The sequence below is a fragment of the Bartonella sp. AA9NXGY genome, from assembly GCF_042196845.1.
GTDB lineage: Bacteria > Pseudomonadota > Alphaproteobacteria > Rhizobiales > Rhizobiaceae > Bartonella.
The window spans coordinates 140,140-156,309 of record NZ_JBHIRB010000002.1; the positions used below are offsets into that span (position 1 = coordinate 140,140).

A 16,170-nucleotide genomic window follows, 5' to 3' on the forward strand; every position below is an offset into this window, starting at 1 on the left:
ACTTTTCCTAAATTTCATTAAGAGATGGTAAAAAGTGATGAGGAGGCTCTATTGATGGATGATGCTAAAAACGGTGATGTAGATGTTTTGGAAAAACAAGCAGCATTTTTATCGTCTGCTTTACCTTATATGCAAAAATATGAAAATGAAACGGTCGTGGTAAAATATGGCGGCCATGCTATGGGTGATCCTGCTTTGGGACGAGCATTTGCGCGTGATATTGCTCTATTAAAGCAATCGGGGATCAATCCTGTTGTTGTTCATGGTGGTGGGCCTCAAATTGCTGAAATTTTAATGAAAATGGGGATTGAATCACGATTTGAAAACGGACTACGGGTAACCGATGAGCGGATCGTTGAAGTGGTTGAAATGGTTTTAGCGGGTTCCATAAATAAAGAAATTGTTGCTCTCATCAATGCTGAGGGTGAATGGGCAATAGGATTATGCGGCAAGGATGGCAATATGGTTTTTGCCGAAAAGGCTTATAAAACTGTCATTGATCCTGATTCGCATATTGAACGTGTTTTAGATTTGGGGTTTGTTGGTGAGCCTGTTGAAGTTGACCGCACATTGCTAGATCTTTTAGCATCTTCTGAAATGATACCAGTTCTTGCTCCTGTAGCTCCAGGACGCGATGGTAAAACTTATAATATCAATGCTGATATTTTTGCTGGAGCTATTGCTGGTGCATTAGAGGCTAAACGCCTTTTATTTCTCACTGATGTTCCTGGTGTTTTGGATAAACAAGGTAAACTTTTAAAAGAATTGACAGTTTCTGAAGCTGAGAAATTTATTAAAAATGGGACAATTTCAGGAGGCATGATTCCAAAAGTAGAGACTTGCATAAAAGCCCTTCAAAATGGTGTGGAAGGTGTTGTCATTTTAAATGGTAAAACTCCTCATTCTGTTTTACTAGAGCTGTTTACCGAACAGGGAGTTGGAACGCTTATTGTTTCATAAATTGTGGGGAAAATTGGAAGAGAAAGTTTTTCATGGTGAATCTAAAACAGTTTAAATATCCTTTATTAAGTAAGCCAGAATTGGCAATATTTACTGCGACAATATTGTGGGGCATTACATTTTTAGTCATTCACATTGCGGTACGCTATAGTGGTCCTCTGTTTTTTGTTGGATTTCGTTTTATTGTTGCATCTCTTATATGTGGGGTAATTTTTTGGCGCTCTATAAAAGGTATAACTGTTTATGAAGTTTTCGCTGGGATGGCGATAGGTTTAGCCATGTTTTTTGGTTATGCTTTTCAAGCAGCTGGACTTCAAACAATTATTAGTAGTCAGTCAGCTTTTATCACAGCGCTTTATGTACCGATGGTTCCAATCTTGCAATGGATTGTTTTTAAAAAACCTCCCCGTTTAGCTTGTTGGATTGGTATTATTTTCGCTTTTATTGGGCTTGTATTTATTTCAGGACAAAAGCCGGGAAATTTTGATTTTTCAAAAGGCGAAATTTTAACTTTGTTAGGCGCTTTAGCGATTGCTGGAGAAGTCATACTCATCGGAATTTTTGCGAACAAGGTTGATAGTCGGCGTGTAACCATTATTCAGTTATTTTTTAGTGGTTTTTTTTCATTTGCTTGTATGCCTTTGATGGGTGAAAGCATCCCTGAATTTTCGTGGGTGTGGTTTAATATTGGTATAGGATTGGCATTAATGAGTGCCATCATTCAATTAGCTATGAATTGGGCACAAAAGTCTATTTCCCCTACGCGTGCGACACTCATTTACGCAGGTGAACCGGTATGGGCTGGTATTGTTGGGCGTTTGGCTGGCGAACATTTATCTCCCTTAGCTTTATTGGGCGGTTTGCTTATTCTGATTGGGATAATTGTGGCTGAATTACAACCTTCACAATGGCGTAAAAAAAATAAAGCAATTAAAAAAATTGATTAGCTATACATTTTTTTATTATGATTTTATTGCATGAGATTTTTGCTTGTAGAGTTTTCATTTTTGGAGCTTTTTTAATACTAAGATGATTAAGAAGTTCTATAAATTATTCCAGCTTTTGCATGCCAAAGTGGAGAAATAGTATGCTTCTATCTGTTTGTCAGATTTCTGAACCGGGCAGACAACCTTCATTGAGCCAAAGCATGAGGTGATATAAAGGTAAAAATTAACGCTCATCTTTAAATTCGGCTTTAACAACTTTCAAAAACATCTACGGTAATGTTTTTGAATAATGAAAATTACGCACTGTCGCACGTTATTTCTTTTGTCCTTTAATAGAGTTACGCTTCTCACGCAAAATAGAACGCCCAAAGTATCCCCATAACGTTGTACATTAAAGCGTTTTTTAAAAGATAATTTTCTCAATATACATCATATTCATTGACGGTTTGCATGAAGTATAGAAAAACCACAGAGCATCATCATTTTACTTAAAATAAAAGGCACGAGCATTTTCTTTATCTGTTCTCAATATTACGATAGCTTTTGGCATTTGAAAGAGAGAGGTATTTTTACTCATTTCTTAAACGTTTTTATCCATACACTAGCTCTGTTTTATAATGGGGGAGCAAAAAATTTATTGATTCATTATGAGAAGATTTAAAATGAGAGAAGCTCGCGATATTCAGAGCTTTAATTTAAATTGCAAAACAATAAACGATCATTATAAATCAATGCGTTATCCAATGAATCGAAGAGGATTTGTGTGTTTTATATTTAATGAAGGAAGGGAGGAGTTGTATAAAAAGGACATAAAAACTTTGTTCAATAAAGCCTATTTCTAAAGTTTTAAAAATTAAGAAGAAACTCCCTCGATATTCATGTTATCTTATATAAGATTGCTAAAAAAGAAGATTATTGCGTACAAATAAAAAAGCATTTCTTGCGAATTTATTGCAAGCCTAAATGATATACACGCCCATCATATAAATATGATAATACATTGATTTATAATTATAATATATCATTATTCACATTGAGTTAGAACCCTGAATACTGTAAAACTTTCTCACTTCAAATCATTTTCATGTTAAATCAATCCAAATCACTTTCTTACACATCACAAGTGGGTGGGGGCATGTGGGTAAAGACTGTACAAGAAAGGCATATCCCTTATAAACTTTTTCAAGTGTAAAGGATCGTCGCAATATTGGAGATTGGCAAAGTGTGTGATGGTGCTAGCTTACTACAGCATATGAGTTATCAAATAAGATGTGAAAGGATCATTTTAGCACCCTTGGATTTAATTTAGCAAACAAAAGCCTCATTTTTTAGGCTATAAAAAGTTGTGTTTTGAGAAGCTTTTTAGGTTTATATTCTTTTGATAGAAGCCGGAGCATAATTGGTCTTTGCGTTTTGTATTATTCTTTGCTAAATCGCCTTATATGACAATAGATCGTAATTATATTCGTAATTTTTCCATAGTGGCGCATATTGATCACGGCAAATCCACTTTAGCTGATCGTTTGATTCAAATAACAGGTGGGCTTGATACACGTGAGATGAAAGAACAAGTACTCGATTCCATGGATATTGAGCGTGAACGTGGAATTACTATTAAAGCACAGACGGTACGTTTACACTATAAGGCAAAGAATGGTGAAACCTATATTTTAAATCTTATGGATACACCAGGTCATGTGGATTTTGCTTATGAGGTTTCGCGTTCACTGGCAGCTTGTGAAGGTTCTCTGTTGGTGGTGGATGCAAGCCAAGGCGTAGAGGCGCAGACGTTAGCAAATGTTTATCAAGCCATTGATAATTCCCATGAGTTGGTTGTTGTTCTCAATAAAGTTGATCTTCCAGCAGCAGAACCTGAGCGTGTTAAAGAACAAATTGAAGATGTGATAGGCATTGATACATCTCAAGCAGTAGAAATATCAGCAAAAACAGGTTTGGGTGTTCCTGATGTTCTGGAGGCAATTGTTGCACAATTACCACCTCCACATACAGGCGATGTTGCAAATCCCTTGAAAGCAATGTTGGTTGATAGCTGGTATGACGCATATCTTGGTGTCATTGTTTTGGTACGGGTGATAGATGGTATTTTAAAAAAAGGCCAAACCATTCGTATGATGGGTACAGGTGCAAAATATCCAGTTGAGCGCGTTGGGGTTTTTACACCTAAAATGGTACAGGTTGATGAATTAGGACCAGGCGAGATTGGTTTTATCACTGCTTCTATCAAAGAGGTAGCAGATACACGGGTTGGGGATACGATTACTGAAGAGCGTCGTCCTTGTGAAAATGCTTTGCCTGGTTTTAAGCCGGCGCAACCGGTTGTCTTTTGTGGACTTTTTCCAATTGATGCTGCTGATTTTGATGATTTGCGTGCAGCCATGGGCAAATTACGCTTAAATGATGCGAGTTTTTCTTTTGAAATGGAAACGTCTGCGGCTTTGGGATTTGGTTTTCGCTGTGGTTTTTTGGGACTTCTGCATCTTGAAATTATTCAAGAGCGATTAGAGCGTGAGTTTAATTTGGATTTAATTGCGACAGCACCTTCAGTTGTTTATCGCATGAATATGAATGATGGTTCTGTTAAAGAGTTGCACAATCCAGCGGATATGCCTGATGTGGTTAAAATTTCTTCCATAGAAGAACCATGGATTCGAGCGACAATCATGACTCCTGATAATTATCTTGGTTCAATTTTAGAGCTATGCCAAGAGCGGCGTGGGGTACAGGTTGGTTTGTCCTATGTTGGAACCCGTGCTATGGTAACGTATGATTTACCACTGAATGAAGTTGTTTTTGATTTTTATGATCGGCTAAAATCGATTTCAAAGGGTTATGCTTCTTTTGATTATCAAATGACAGATTATGCAGAAGGTGATTTAGTTAAAATGTCTATTTTGGTGAATGGAGAGCCTATTGATGCATTATCGATGCTTGTTCACCGCACGATTGCAGAAAAGCGCGGGCGTTCAATGTGTGAAAAACTGAAAGATCTTATTCCTCAGCATATGTTTCAGATTCCAGTTCAAGCGGCTATTGGTGGTAAAGTTATAGCGCGCGAAACGATTCGTGCTTTGCGTAAAGATGTAACAGCGAAATGTTACGGGGGTGATGTTACGCGTAAGCGCAAACTTTTGGAAAAGCAAAAAGAAGGCAAAAAGCGGATGCGCCAATTTGGAAAAGTAGAAATTCCACAATCGGCATTTATTCAAGCGCTCAAAATGAACAAATAATGAAAAAAGGGGTATTTTCTCTCATTGATTGCGCTTTTGCTTTTGTCGATTGGTTCAGGTGTTTAAAGAACACTTTTAAATAGAATTGCGTCGTGCTTCATGTTCTTGTGTATTGCATAATGGTATCACTTTCTCACGTAAAACAGAATGCTTTAAACAAAATACATTTATGTTGCATATTGGCGTGCTCGTTTTCGTAAATCATCACTCAATACATCAAACTCCATTTCACAACGGGGGCTATGAAAAATATAACGTAAAATACACTGTGAATGATATAAAATCCATTTGGCATTACCGCTTTTACGCGTCAGAAAGGTGCAAAGCGCACCTATCATACTCTTTTTCAGCTCAAAATATTATGACAGTCCTTATCACTTGAGAGAATTCATTAAAGGTATTTCACTCTTTTCTTGAAGTGTTTCTTACCCACATACCAACTGCGTTTGTAACGAGCAAGGAAATGATAGTGATTGATTCACTATGAAAGGATTTGAAATGAGAGAATCCTTGTATTCGAGGTCATTATTCAAGTTAAAAAACGATGAAATATTATTATGAATTAATCTTGTGTCTAAGAACGTAAAAGATCATTAATAGATGTTTTTTCTCGTGTTTTTTGATCAACGCGTTTTACAATAACAGCACAATAAAGGTTTGGGCCTGCTTCACCATTTGGTAAAGGTTTTCCGGGGAGAGAACCTGGTACAACCACTGAATAGGCTGGTACTTCACCAATAAAAATTTCACCTGTTGTACGGTCAATAATCTTTGTTGATTTTCCAATAAAGACTCCCATTCCCAAAACAGCACCTTCACGGATAATACAGCCTTCAACAATTTCAGAGCGAGCACCGATAAAGCAATGATCTTCAATGATTGTTGGATTTGCTTGCAGTGGTTCTAAAACACCTCCAATACCAACACCGCCAGAAAGATGGACATGTTTACCAATTTGTGCACAAGAACCAACGGTGGTCCATGTATCAACCATTGTGCCCTCATCGATAAAAGCACCAAGATTGACAAAGGATGGCATCAATATAACATTGGGTGCAATGTAAGCAGAATGACGTACAATGGCTCCAGGAACGGAACGGAAATCAGCACTTTTAAAATCTGCCTCTTGCCAACCAGAGAATTTTGAAGGAACTTTATCCCACCAATGTGTCCCATTGATTCCACCAGTAATAATTTGCATAGGATTAAGCCGAAAAGAGAGTAAAACCGCTTTTTTCAACCATTGATGAACATGCCATTGTCCATTTTTTTGTCGTTCTGCAACACGGATTTCACCTTTATCAAGAAGGTTCAATGCATGTTCAACACTCTCACGTATTTCGCCTTTTGTGGTAGTATCGATAGAATCGCGATCGTCAAAAGCTTGTTCGATAATAATTTCAAGTTGTGTGATATGGGTCATGACGAGAGTTCCGTTAAACAAGTTGAAAGCTTCAAGATTTATTCTCTATGAACTACGCGAAGAAATGTGTTCAGTCAATAAAACGATGAGGAAGTAGGACAGGTGCATGAAAAAAAGCTGTAAAGAAAAAAGAAAAAGGGAGCAAGAAAACTGGACGCCACTTCTCCATACGAAGGATGCTCTACAACAGATCCATAAAGTCTCTAATTCAGCACAGGTGCGTTCGTCTACTTATCGTTTAGCCTATATCGATCAAGATTTTATGATGCGTCCAGAGCTGCGTTCACAACGTATTAGTCTTGAATTTTTAAAGCCGGAAATAACCCTTAAAGAATATGATATTCAATCAACAGTTGTTTTATTTGGTGGTGCGCGTATTCCTGAACCTGGGCAAGCAGCGTGGGCTGCAAAAAATGAAATACAAAAGAAAAATTTGCATGCTATGTCACATTATTACGATGAAGCAAGAGAGTTTGCGCGTTTGTGCTCACTCTATTCTGCTACGACACAATATCGTGAATTTGTGGTTGTTACGGGGGGCGGACCAGGAATCATGGAGGCGGGAAATCGTGGTGCTTGTGATGTTGGTGCCCCAACGATTGGCTTGAATATTATTTTACCACATGAGCAAGAGCCTAATTCGTATGTGTCGCCGCATTTATGTTTCAATTTTCATTATTTGGGGATGCGCAAAATGCATTTTTTAGTACGAGCGAAAGCCCTAGCCATTTTTCCAGGAGGATTTGGGACTCTGGATGAACTGTTTGAGACATTAACTTTAGTACAGACGGGGCGTATGAAACAGGTACCGATTTTATTGTTTGGCAAAGAATTTTGGAGCAATACTGTCAATTTTGAGTATCTGTCTGCACAAGGTACAATTTCTCCTACTGATATTAATTTTGTGAAATTTGTTAATACAGCAGCAGAAGCTTTTGAAGAAATTCGTTCTTTTTATAAATTGCCTTAACGACTTTTGAGATGCTCACTCTTGAAGGATCATTAATACTCTACTTTGGTTAAATAAAGTCCTGAGGGGGGGGCAACAACACCACAACGTTTACGATCTTTAGCATGAAGAGCTGTTTCGAGATCTTGAGCTGTCCAACGTCCAATACCCACTTCCATGAGGCTTCCTGCGAATGAACGGATTTGATGATGAAGAAAAGAACGAGCTTGTGCATAAAGGAAAATTTCTTCACCTTCTCTTTGAATATCGAGACGTTCAAGGGTGCGAATAGGGCTTTTGGCTTGGCAATGTGCTGAACGGAAAGTTGTAAAATCATGTTGTCCTACAAGCTTTTGCGCAGCTTCATGCATGGCTTCAGCATTAAGAGGCTTTGGCAACCACCATACGCGTTTGGCATTTAAAGCTGGTGGAGAGCGACGATTAAGTATTTTAAAAAGATAATGACGTTTGGTTGCGGAAAATCGTGCATCAAAGTCATCAGGGGCATTTTCTACATTTAAGATTGAAATCGCTTCTCCCTGTTTACGTAAAAGAGCATTGAGCGCGTCACGCACAGTATGGGGGGGCCAGTTTTTTATGAAATCAACATGGGCAACTTGTCCCGTAGCATGTACGCCCGCATCGGTTCTTCCTGCTGTTGTTATGGTCAATTGTTGTCCACTAAAGCAAAAAATTGCTTGTTCAAGAGCTCCTTGTATCGTGTGAAGTTTTGCTTGACGCTGCCAACCAGCATAATTTGAACCATCATATTCAAGAGTGAGTTTAAAACGTGGCATCTTAAAAAACAGCAGAAATATGAGCACCTCGCAAAAAGGTTGCGCACTCAAGAATTTTACCGCCAGATCTTTGGAGAGAGGTTATTTCTATCCGTCCTTGCCCACAATGGATAATCAAAGAATCTGGTTCTATCCGTCCAATTTCAAGAGAAGGACCTGTCGTTAAGCGACTATCAAGAATTTTTACACGTTCTTCTCGTCCACCGATATTCATGTTGCACCAGCAACTAGGAGAGGGAGAGAGCGCGCGAATATGCCTATGAATAAACTCTGCAGGTTTTGTCCAATCAATGCGGGTTTCTTCTTTCTTAATTTTGGCTGCATAGGTGATGCCTTCCTCTGATTGTGGGGTCAGTTTAAGTTGTCCTTTTTCAAGAGTTGATAAAGTCTCTACCATAAGTTCTGCGCCAATATGTGAAAGTCTGTTTGAAAGCTCAGCAGTGGTGGTGTTATCAGTAATGGGGATGGAGCGAGAAAGAGCGATAGGCCCCGTATCAAGTCCTTCATCCATTTTCATGATCATGATACCTGTTTCTTTATCACCAGCCATAATTGCTCGTTGAATAGGCGCAGCACCACGCCAACGTGGTAAGAGTGAAGCGTGGGCATTAAAACAACCAAAACGCGGTGCTTCGAGAATAGCTTTAGGTAAAAGGAGTCCATAAGCCACCACAATAGCAGCATCAACAGAAAGTGCTGCAAATTGCTCCTGTTGTTCGATTGTTTTGAGTGTTTGAGGCGTGAAGACAGGAATGGATTTTTCTTTTGCTACGGTGTGAACAGCGGAGGGGATTAATTTCAGCCCTCGACGTCCTGCTGGACGAGGGGGTTGACTATAAACAGCAACAACATCATGACCTGCATCCAATAAAGCATGTAAAATAGGAACAGCAAAATCTGGTGTTCCCATAAAACTTAATCGTAAAGCCATTACAAAACTGCTTCCTGCATGTTTTTTTCTTTTGCACGTTTTTTAAATTTTCGTATCACCATATCGCGTTTGATCTTTGAAATGTAATCAATAAAAAGGCGCCCATCTAAATGATCAATTTCATGCTGTAAGCAAGTTGCTAAGAGATCGTCTGCTTCAATTTCTGTTTGTTTTCCTTCACGGTTCTGATAGCGAACACGAAGGCGTTTAGGACGTTCAACCTCTGCAAAATAATCAGGAATAGAAAGACAGCCTTCTTTGTAAATATTACGCTCATCTGAAAGCCATAAAATTTCAGGGTTGATAATAACAAGTGGTTTTTTCTGCTCATCGTCAGAATTTCCAGAGACATCTATAACCAACATACGTAGCGGTATACCAATTTGAATAGCAGCAAGACCAACGCCCTTAGAATTATACATGGTTTCCAACATGTCATCCGCAAGTTTTTGGAGAGCTGAATCGACCTGCTCAACAGGTTTGGACACTTCCCGTAAAATCGGATCAGGTAAAGTAACTAAAGATCTCATTGGCATAAGTAGAGATTAATCAATGGTTTGTTATTGGTCAATATTGAATAACGGATTCTTGCGTTTTTTTACAATAAGAGCGTTATATTACAATTTATGTTTGATTCGTTTTTTTCCATATTCGCTGGTGATTTTTTTTCTAAACTAATGCTTTTGCTTTTATTTATACTTGTCTGTTTGGCATTTTTTATGTTGATACATTCTTATCGAAAAAAAGCATTTTTGGAAAATGAAATTGCTGAACGCGCACGTGAGGCACAAATGCAGATGGCTACCTTGCTGAAAACACAAGCTGAAATGCAAGGACGAATGCAAACGATGGCGGAAATTTTTGGTCAACGGCAGGCTGAATTGAATAAATCACTCAGTGAGCAACTCAATGGGATGACAACAAGCTTAGGCCAAACACTTCAGGTACAAACCAAATCCACTTATGAAAATTTGAATCGTTTGCAAGAGCGTTTAGCAGTGATTGATGCAGCACAAAATAATATTCAATCGCTTACGGGACAAGTTGTTCAGTTGCAGTCCATTTTAAGTAATAAGCAGACGCGTGGTACTTTCGGTCAAGGGCGGATGGAAGCAATTATTGCCGATGCCTTACCAACAAACGCTTATGCTTTTCAGGCTGTTCTTTCCAATGGAAAGCGCCCAGATTGTCTCATTCATATGCCCAATAAAGCTCCTTCTCTTGTTGTTGATGCTAAATTTCCTCTGGAAGCTTGGAATGCTATGCGTAAGGCAGAATCAGCGCAAGAGCGTCAAGAGGCAGAACGCCAATTTCGTACCGATATGGAAGTTCATATTCGTGATATTGCACAAAAATATTTGATTCCTGGAGAAACCCATGACACTGCTTTCCTTTTTGTGCCATCCGAATCGATTTTCGCAACAATTTATGAGGATTTTGAGGCATTGGTACAAAAATCCAATAGAGCCCATGTGATTATTGTTTCACCATCTTTGTTGATGCTCTCTGTCCAAGTGGTACAAACCATTATGAAAGATGCGCGGATGCGTGAACAAGCGCATTTAATTCAATCAGAAGTAGCAAAATTGATGGAAGATTTTGGACGAATGGATACGCGTGTTCGCGCACTACAGAAGCACTTTCATAAAGCAAGTGAAGATATAGAGGGAATTTTGATATCGTCTTCCAAAATCATGAAACGGGCAAATCGCATTGAAACTGTCGAATTAAAAGAAAATTACTCTGAACCAACAAAAATGACAACATTGGCTCAGTCGCAAACATTGCGTTTTGCTGATGAGGAATAAAGCAAAGCAAGCTTCTTAAATATTACAAGTTAGATCATGTTCTTTATTGATTGGTAATCATTTTTTAGTATCTCTATCTTGTTTTATTTCTTAAACGAGAGGAATAGGAATATGCGACACCTTTTGTTTTTAGGGGCACTGGTGTTTTTGCTAGAGGGATGCGCAACAACCACTCCCATCCACACAAATAATGCTTGTGCTATTTTAGCACAAAAAAATGGTTTTTTTGACAATTGGGGTAAGGTGTCTCAAAGAGCGGAAATGCGCTATGGAATTCCTATGCCTATTATTCTTGCAACCATTAAGATGGAATCGAGCTTTCGTCACAATGCACGTCCTCCACGCAAAAAACTACTTGGTTTTATTCCATGGAAGCGTCGGTCGACAGCTTATGGTTATGCTCAAGCGCTTGATAGTACATGGGCAATGTATCTTCGCTCTACAGGAAAGTCTTTTGCATGGCGTACGAATTTCGCAGATGCTGCTGATTTTGTTGCTTGGTATCATCGCCAAAGTGTTCAACGCAATGGGGTGAGGTTTGATGATGCATATAGCCTTTATTTAAATTATCATATGGGGCATGGTGCTTATGCACGTAGTGGTGGGCATGTCAGTGCTGCGCTTTCACAGACAGCACAGCGCATGGCAAGGATATCGAGGCTCTATGAACAGCAATTAAAAAGATGTGGATGGCATTAGGGAAGATTTTTGAAAATCTCAATCAGGGAATTGATGGGATAAAATTATTCGAAAGCAAAATTCCACATGATATGATAAAATAGTGTCGTTTTTCCGATCGTTCAATGAAATAAATTGTTATTTTTTAGAATAAACTCAAGCAACAGAAAGTTTTTGCAATACACAATATATTTGAAGATACTCTCGACATTTTTACCTCCTTTGTTAAAAAAATTTATAATAGAAACTATCTTCTATTTAGCGCTGGCATTTCGCATTGGGCTAAGTACTAGAGGTTATTGAAGAAAAATTTTAAAATATAATATCATTTTTTATTTTCATTATGCGTATTACTGGCTGATTATTATATGAATATTTTCTTTGTTAAGCGTATAAAATAGCAATTAAAACAAATGCAATTCGGGCATCATAAAAAGGGTAAAATATTCAATATAAAAAAACGAGAAATGCATTAAACGAAAAAACGTTATTTTGTATAAAGAGGGCGCTACAGTCTTCAAAAGAACTAGGTGTATTTAGTGTTGTATGAAATAAAACATATTCGTCCATCCAGTTCATCTTAATTGAAAGAAGTTATCTTATTGTATTGTAAAAACACTCCCGTTTATAGGATGATAAGGTATATGCAACTTTATACACAATGAATATTCAGGGTAGGGAATATTCAGAGAAAGATTTGTAACGCCTATGAAGTAACAAGTCAGTCTCCAATGTTGTGATAGCTTTTGCATTTGAGAATATTTATGAGAAGCATTTTTATTCTTTTTCTTAAATGGTTTAAGATATTGATTTATAAAGATAATATATCGTTATTCATATTAAAGTAAGAATCTCGAATGGCGTAGGGTTTTATCGTTTCAGATCTCTTGAGGTTGAATCAATAAAACCATTGGCTTGCACATAACAAGCACAATGGGTATGTGGATAAAAACTGTGAAAGAAAAGACTAAAAATATTTTTTTATGAACATACATTTTCAAATGTAAGAATTATCGGTAACATTGGGAATTAGCACATATAATGATGGCACCACTTTGCTCTCACACCTCGACCTTGTTTGTGACGTGCAAGGAAAAAAATTAATTGATTCAATATATTATTTAAGCGTTAATATACCTTAGTATTGAGCAGGTATACGCTACTCAAGGTGGGTATTTTTTAATTGGTAGAACATCTGATCAGGCTAAAAATACTCGAAAAAAGTTCTGATTCGCAATAATTGAGAAGTATATTTTAATATTTTATTCTCTACTCTTTGTTTAAGTACTTCATATCTTTTAAAAAGACACCAGTAACCAACATATTATGATATTTGTGGAAATATTGTGGTAAAGGAAATTCAGATTTTGTCCTTTAAGACAAGGCGCAGGTTAAACAGATCATTTTCTATTTCTGTGCAAAGCATAAAAAAATTATCTACTTTCATGGTTGCGACAGTAAATTTTATAATCCAACAAATGATTAAAAATGTATTATAATATCATTAAAATGCAAGGAACAGGCGCTATTGGAATGATAATAAATAGCACATAAACCTTTTAAATTGATGCACACATCTTTTATTATGATTGATTCCCTTGGTAGAACAGTTGGTCCTTTTGGTGGAGCTAAGCGGGATCGAACCGCTGACCTCTTGCATGCCATGCAAGCGCTCTCCCAGCTGAGCTATAGCCCCTATAAAAACAAATTGTCCCAAAAAGACAGTATACGATTCCAACTTTTCTAGAACGATCAAAATTGAATATCAAGAAGAATTTACATTCAATAGAAAAGATGTCCTCTTTTACTTCTTTTAAGCATCGTCATCATTAGAAACACCGCCTCCGAGAATATCAGTAACGTCATCATCTTCATCGTCACCATCATGAGACAAAAATGTATCATCATCATCACCAAGATCTACATCACTATCTTCTAAATCAGGAAGATCGTCATCTTTAGAATCCACATCATCATCTTCAAGAAGCATAAAAGCAGATTTTTCAAGTGCTGTATCAAGCTCTTCAGTATCAACTTCTTCTTCATTATTTGCTTCCGCTGCTGCAACTTCAAAGTAAGAACGCGGATAAGAAATCCCTGTATAGGGCGACACAATAGGATCGCGATTTAGATCGTAAAATTTTTTTCCTGTTTCTGGATCAACACGTTTAGTTCCAAGTTCTTGTTTTGCCATAAACCGTGCCTCTTTGATTAACTATTATTCCATTAAAAGATAAATTTTATGGTGCTTAATCGAAAAATAATACCTTTGTCAAAGATAAATACACTGTTCCACAGTGATTTTTTCATGACGTCTTTTAAAGCATGTGCTAAAGGATGCACAATTTCATAAAAGTTAGATAGAATTAAATAGAATTTCCATGCAAAAAGCAATCCCTATAACCACCTATAAATCGAGTAGTCTCTCTGGAAAAATTCAAATACCAGGAGATAAATCAATCTCTCATCGCTCTCTTATATTGGGAGGATTAGCAAGTGGTGAGACATATATTCATGGATTACTTGAAAGCGCTGATGTACTCAATACAGCTGCTGCTATGCAAGCTATGGGTGCCTGTATTATTAAAAAAGAAGACTTCTGGATCATACGAGGAACAGGGAATGGTTGCCTTTTAGCTGCACAAAAACCTTTAGACTTTGGAAACGCTGGAACAGGTGCTCGTTTGGTTATGGGAATGGTTGGTCCATATCATATGAAAACAACCTTTATTGGTGATGCTTCTCTCTCTAAACGTCCAATGGGACGTATCCTTGATCCACTGCGTCTCATGGGGGTTGAAATTGAGGCAACGCGCGACGATCACCTTCCTTTAACGCTTTATGGTCCGAAAATGGCTAATCCGATTCGTTACCGTGTTCCAATAGCTTCCTCCCAAATTAAATCAGCAATCCTGCTTGCTGGACTCAATACCGCCGGCACTACAACTGTTATTGAACCAGTTCTGACACGAGATCATACGGAAAAAATGTTAAAAGCATTCGGTGCGCAACTTGAAATAGAAAAAGATAACGAAGGTGCGCGTTTGATTCATCTTAATGGTCAACCCCATCTTACTGGACAAACGATTCATATTCCGGGTGATCCTTCTTCTGCTGCTTTTCCAATTATCGCAGCCCTTCTTATAGAAGACTCTGATATCACCATTGAAAATGTTTTGATAAATAACTCTCGAATAGGACTTATCGAAACATTGTGGGAAATGGGTGCTCAAATTGAATTTTTGAACCGACGTCAAACAGGTGGAGAGGATGTTGCTGATCTACGGATAAAATCATCGGTCCTTAGAGGCGTTACGGTGCCCAAAGAACGTGCTCCATCGATGATAGATGAATATCCTGCTTTGGCAGTAGCAGCTGCCTTTGCAGAAGGCAAAACAGTTATGCTAGGAATTGAAGAATTGCGTGTAAAAGAATCGGATCGATTGTCTGCTGTTGCTCAAGGATTAAAAATTAATTGCGTAGACTGTGAAGAAGGTCAAGATTTTCTTATTGTTTATGGAAAAGGTTCTGCCAAAGGTTTGGGGGGTGGGTATGTTGCTACACATCTTGATCATCGAATTGCTATGTGTTTTCTCATTTTTGGGCTTGTGTCAGAAAAACCTGTTACCATTGATGATAAACGAATGATCGCTACGAGCTTTCCAGAATTTATTCCTTTTATAAAACAACTTGGGGGAAAAATCGCTTGAAGCCTTTTGTTATCGCCATTGATGGACCTGCTGCCTCAGGCAAAGGAACCTTAGCACGCAAAATTGCTGCACATTATCGCCTTCGTCATCTCGATACTGGTCTTACTTATCGTAGTGTTGCTCATACGCTTTTACAACAAAATTTAGCTCTTAATGATGAAAAAAATGCTATTATTTATGCTAAAGAACTTGATTTTAATACCTTAAATCCTTCTCTTCTTTCTTCTCATGAACTTGGTGAAGCGGCTTCAAAAATAGCAATTAACCCTGCTGTACGCAAAATTCTTGTCGAAAAACAACGCAACTTTGCTAAAGTTTTGCCCGGCTGTGTGCTTGATGGGCGTGATATCGGAACGATTGTTTGTCCTGATGCCGATATCAAGTTTTATATTCTAGCCAATGTTCAAACACGCGCCAAACGCCGCTACCAAGAGATTTTAAAAAAAGGTGTTCAAGCAAATTATCATGAAATCCTAGCTCAACTTGAACAGCGCGACAGTCGCGATATAACGCGCAAACAAAGTCCACTAAAACCAGCAAAAAACGCCCACTTGCTTGATACGTCAGAATTGAGTATAGAAGCAACATTTGAAATTGCATGCAGTTTTGTTGATCCAATCATAAAAATGCATATAATTGGATAAATTCGTTAAGGTAACTTCCAGCCTAGCGCTAACTTTTTTCCTTTATTCAAGGAAAAGGCTAGGGAGTTACTCATG

13 protein-coding genes and 1 tRNA gene are annotated in these 16,170 nt (G+C 37.9%); 8 read left to right on the plus strand and 6 right to left on the minus strand.

The window, feature by feature from the left end:
• Positions 1-54: 54 nt before the first annotated feature.
• From argB to lepA, 3 genes are all read left to right on the plus strand, one after another.
• Positions 55-960 carry an acetylglutamate kinase gene (gene argB / locus ACFIM6_RS01715; protein ID WP_375611391.1) on the plus strand — a complete coding sequence of 302 codons (906 nt, stop codon included), beginning with the start codon at positions 55-57 and terminating at the stop codon, positions 958-960.
• A 32-nt stretch (positions 961-992) separates the two neighbouring features.
• Positions 993-1,907 carry a DMT family transporter gene (locus ACFIM6_RS01720; RefSeq protein WP_375611392.1) on the plus strand — a complete coding sequence of 305 codons (915 nt, stop codon included), beginning with the start codon at positions 993-995 and terminating at the stop codon, positions 1,905-1,907.
• A 1,442-nt stretch (positions 1,908-3,349) separates the two neighbouring features.
• Positions 3,350-5,155 carry a translation elongation factor 4 gene (gene lepA, locus ACFIM6_RS01725; protein ID WP_375611467.1) on the plus strand — a complete coding sequence of 602 codons (1,806 nt, stop codon included), beginning with the start codon at positions 3,350-3,352 and terminating at the stop codon, positions 5,153-5,155.
• A 574-nt stretch (positions 5,156-5,729) separates the two neighbouring features.
• On the opposite strand, the gene dapD is transcribed toward lepA, so the two are convergent.
• Positions 5,730-6,578, minus strand: a complete 849-nt coding sequence (gene dapD, locus ACFIM6_RS01730) for a 2,3,4,5-tetrahydropyridine-2,6-dicarboxylate N-succinyltransferase (RefSeq protein ID WP_375611393.1) — start codon at positions 6,576-6,578, stop codon at positions 5,730-5,732.
• Between the two features lie 106 nt (positions 6,579-6,684).
• Here dapD and ACFIM6_RS01735 point away from each other — a divergent pair, with 106 nt between their 5' ends.
• Entirely contained in the window at positions 6,685-7,548 is an 864-nt protein-coding gene (locus ACFIM6_RS01735) for an LOG family protein (protein ID WP_375611394.1), read from the plus strand.
• 32 nt (positions 7,549-7,580) lie between these two features.
• Here ACFIM6_RS01735 and truA read toward each other — a convergent pair whose 3' ends face one another.
• Genes truA through def form a run of 3 tightly spaced genes read right to left on the minus strand, consistent with a single transcriptional unit; the run spans position 7,581 to position 9,791 of the window.
• Positions 7,581-8,324 (minus strand): tRNA pseudouridine(38-40) synthase TruA, encoded by a 744-nt coding sequence (gene truA / locus ACFIM6_RS01740; RefSeq protein ID WP_375611395.1) that lies wholly within the window; start codon positions 8,322-8,324, stop codon positions 7,581-7,583.
• Between the two features lies 1 nt (position 8,325).
• On the minus strand, positions 8,326-9,255 hold the full coding sequence (fmt, locus tag ACFIM6_RS01745) for a methionyl-tRNA formyltransferase (RefSeq protein WP_375611396.1): 930 nt from the start codon (positions 9,253-9,255) through the stop codon (positions 8,326-8,328).
• Complete coding sequence (gene def / locus ACFIM6_RS01750; protein ID WP_375611397.1) at positions 9,255-9,791, minus strand: peptide deformylase; 537 nt, start codon at positions 9,789-9,791, stop codon at positions 9,255-9,257. Before def ends, fmt begins: the two co-directional genes overlap by 1 nt.
• A gap of 90 nt (positions 9,792-9,881) precedes the next feature.
• On the opposite strand from def, the gene ACFIM6_RS01755 reads away from it, so the two are divergent.
• Together ACFIM6_RS01755 and ACFIM6_RS01760 are read left to right on the plus strand one after the other, a co-directional pair.
• The gene (locus ACFIM6_RS01755) at positions 9,882-11,063 is read left to right on the plus strand and encodes a DNA recombination protein RmuC (RefSeq protein ID WP_375611398.1); all 1,182 of its coding nucleotides are present in this window, start codon (positions 9,882-9,884) and stop codon (positions 11,061-11,063) included.
• A gap of 111 nt (positions 11,064-11,174) precedes the next feature.
• A complete protein-coding gene (locus ACFIM6_RS01760) occupies positions 11,175-11,762 on the plus strand; it encodes a hypothetical protein (RefSeq protein WP_375611399.1) in 588 nt (195 codons plus the stop codon).
• A 1,599-nt stretch (positions 11,763-13,361) separates the two neighbouring features.
• Here ACFIM6_RS01760 and ACFIM6_RS01765 read toward each other — a convergent pair.
• Both ACFIM6_RS01765 and ACFIM6_RS01770 read right to left on the minus strand, forming a co-directional pair.
• Positions 13,362-13,437: transfer RNA gene (locus tag ACFIM6_RS01765), tRNA-Ala, on the minus strand.
• A gap of 117 nt (positions 13,438-13,554) precedes the next feature.
• A complete protein-coding gene (locus tag ACFIM6_RS01770) occupies positions 13,555-13,935 on the minus strand; it encodes a TIGR02300 family protein (protein WP_375611400.1) in 381 nt (126 codons plus the stop codon).
• Positions 13,936-14,122: 187 nt separating this feature from the next.
• Here ACFIM6_RS01770 and aroA point away from each other — a divergent pair, with 187 nt between their 5' ends.
• Together aroA and cmk are read left to right on the plus strand one after the other, a co-directional pair.
• Positions 14,123-15,451 (plus strand): 3-phosphoshikimate 1-carboxyvinyltransferase, encoded by a 1,329-nt coding sequence (gene aroA, locus ACFIM6_RS01775; protein ID WP_375611401.1) that lies wholly within the window; start codon positions 14,123-14,125, stop codon positions 15,449-15,451.
• The gene (gene cmk / locus ACFIM6_RS01780; RefSeq protein ID WP_375611402.1) at positions 15,448-16,095 is read left to right on the plus strand and encodes a (d)CMP kinase; all 648 of its coding nucleotides are present in this window, start codon (positions 15,448-15,450) and stop codon (positions 16,093-16,095) included. Before aroA ends, cmk begins: the two co-directional genes overlap by 4 nt.
• Positions 16,096-16,170: the final 75 nt, after the last annotated feature.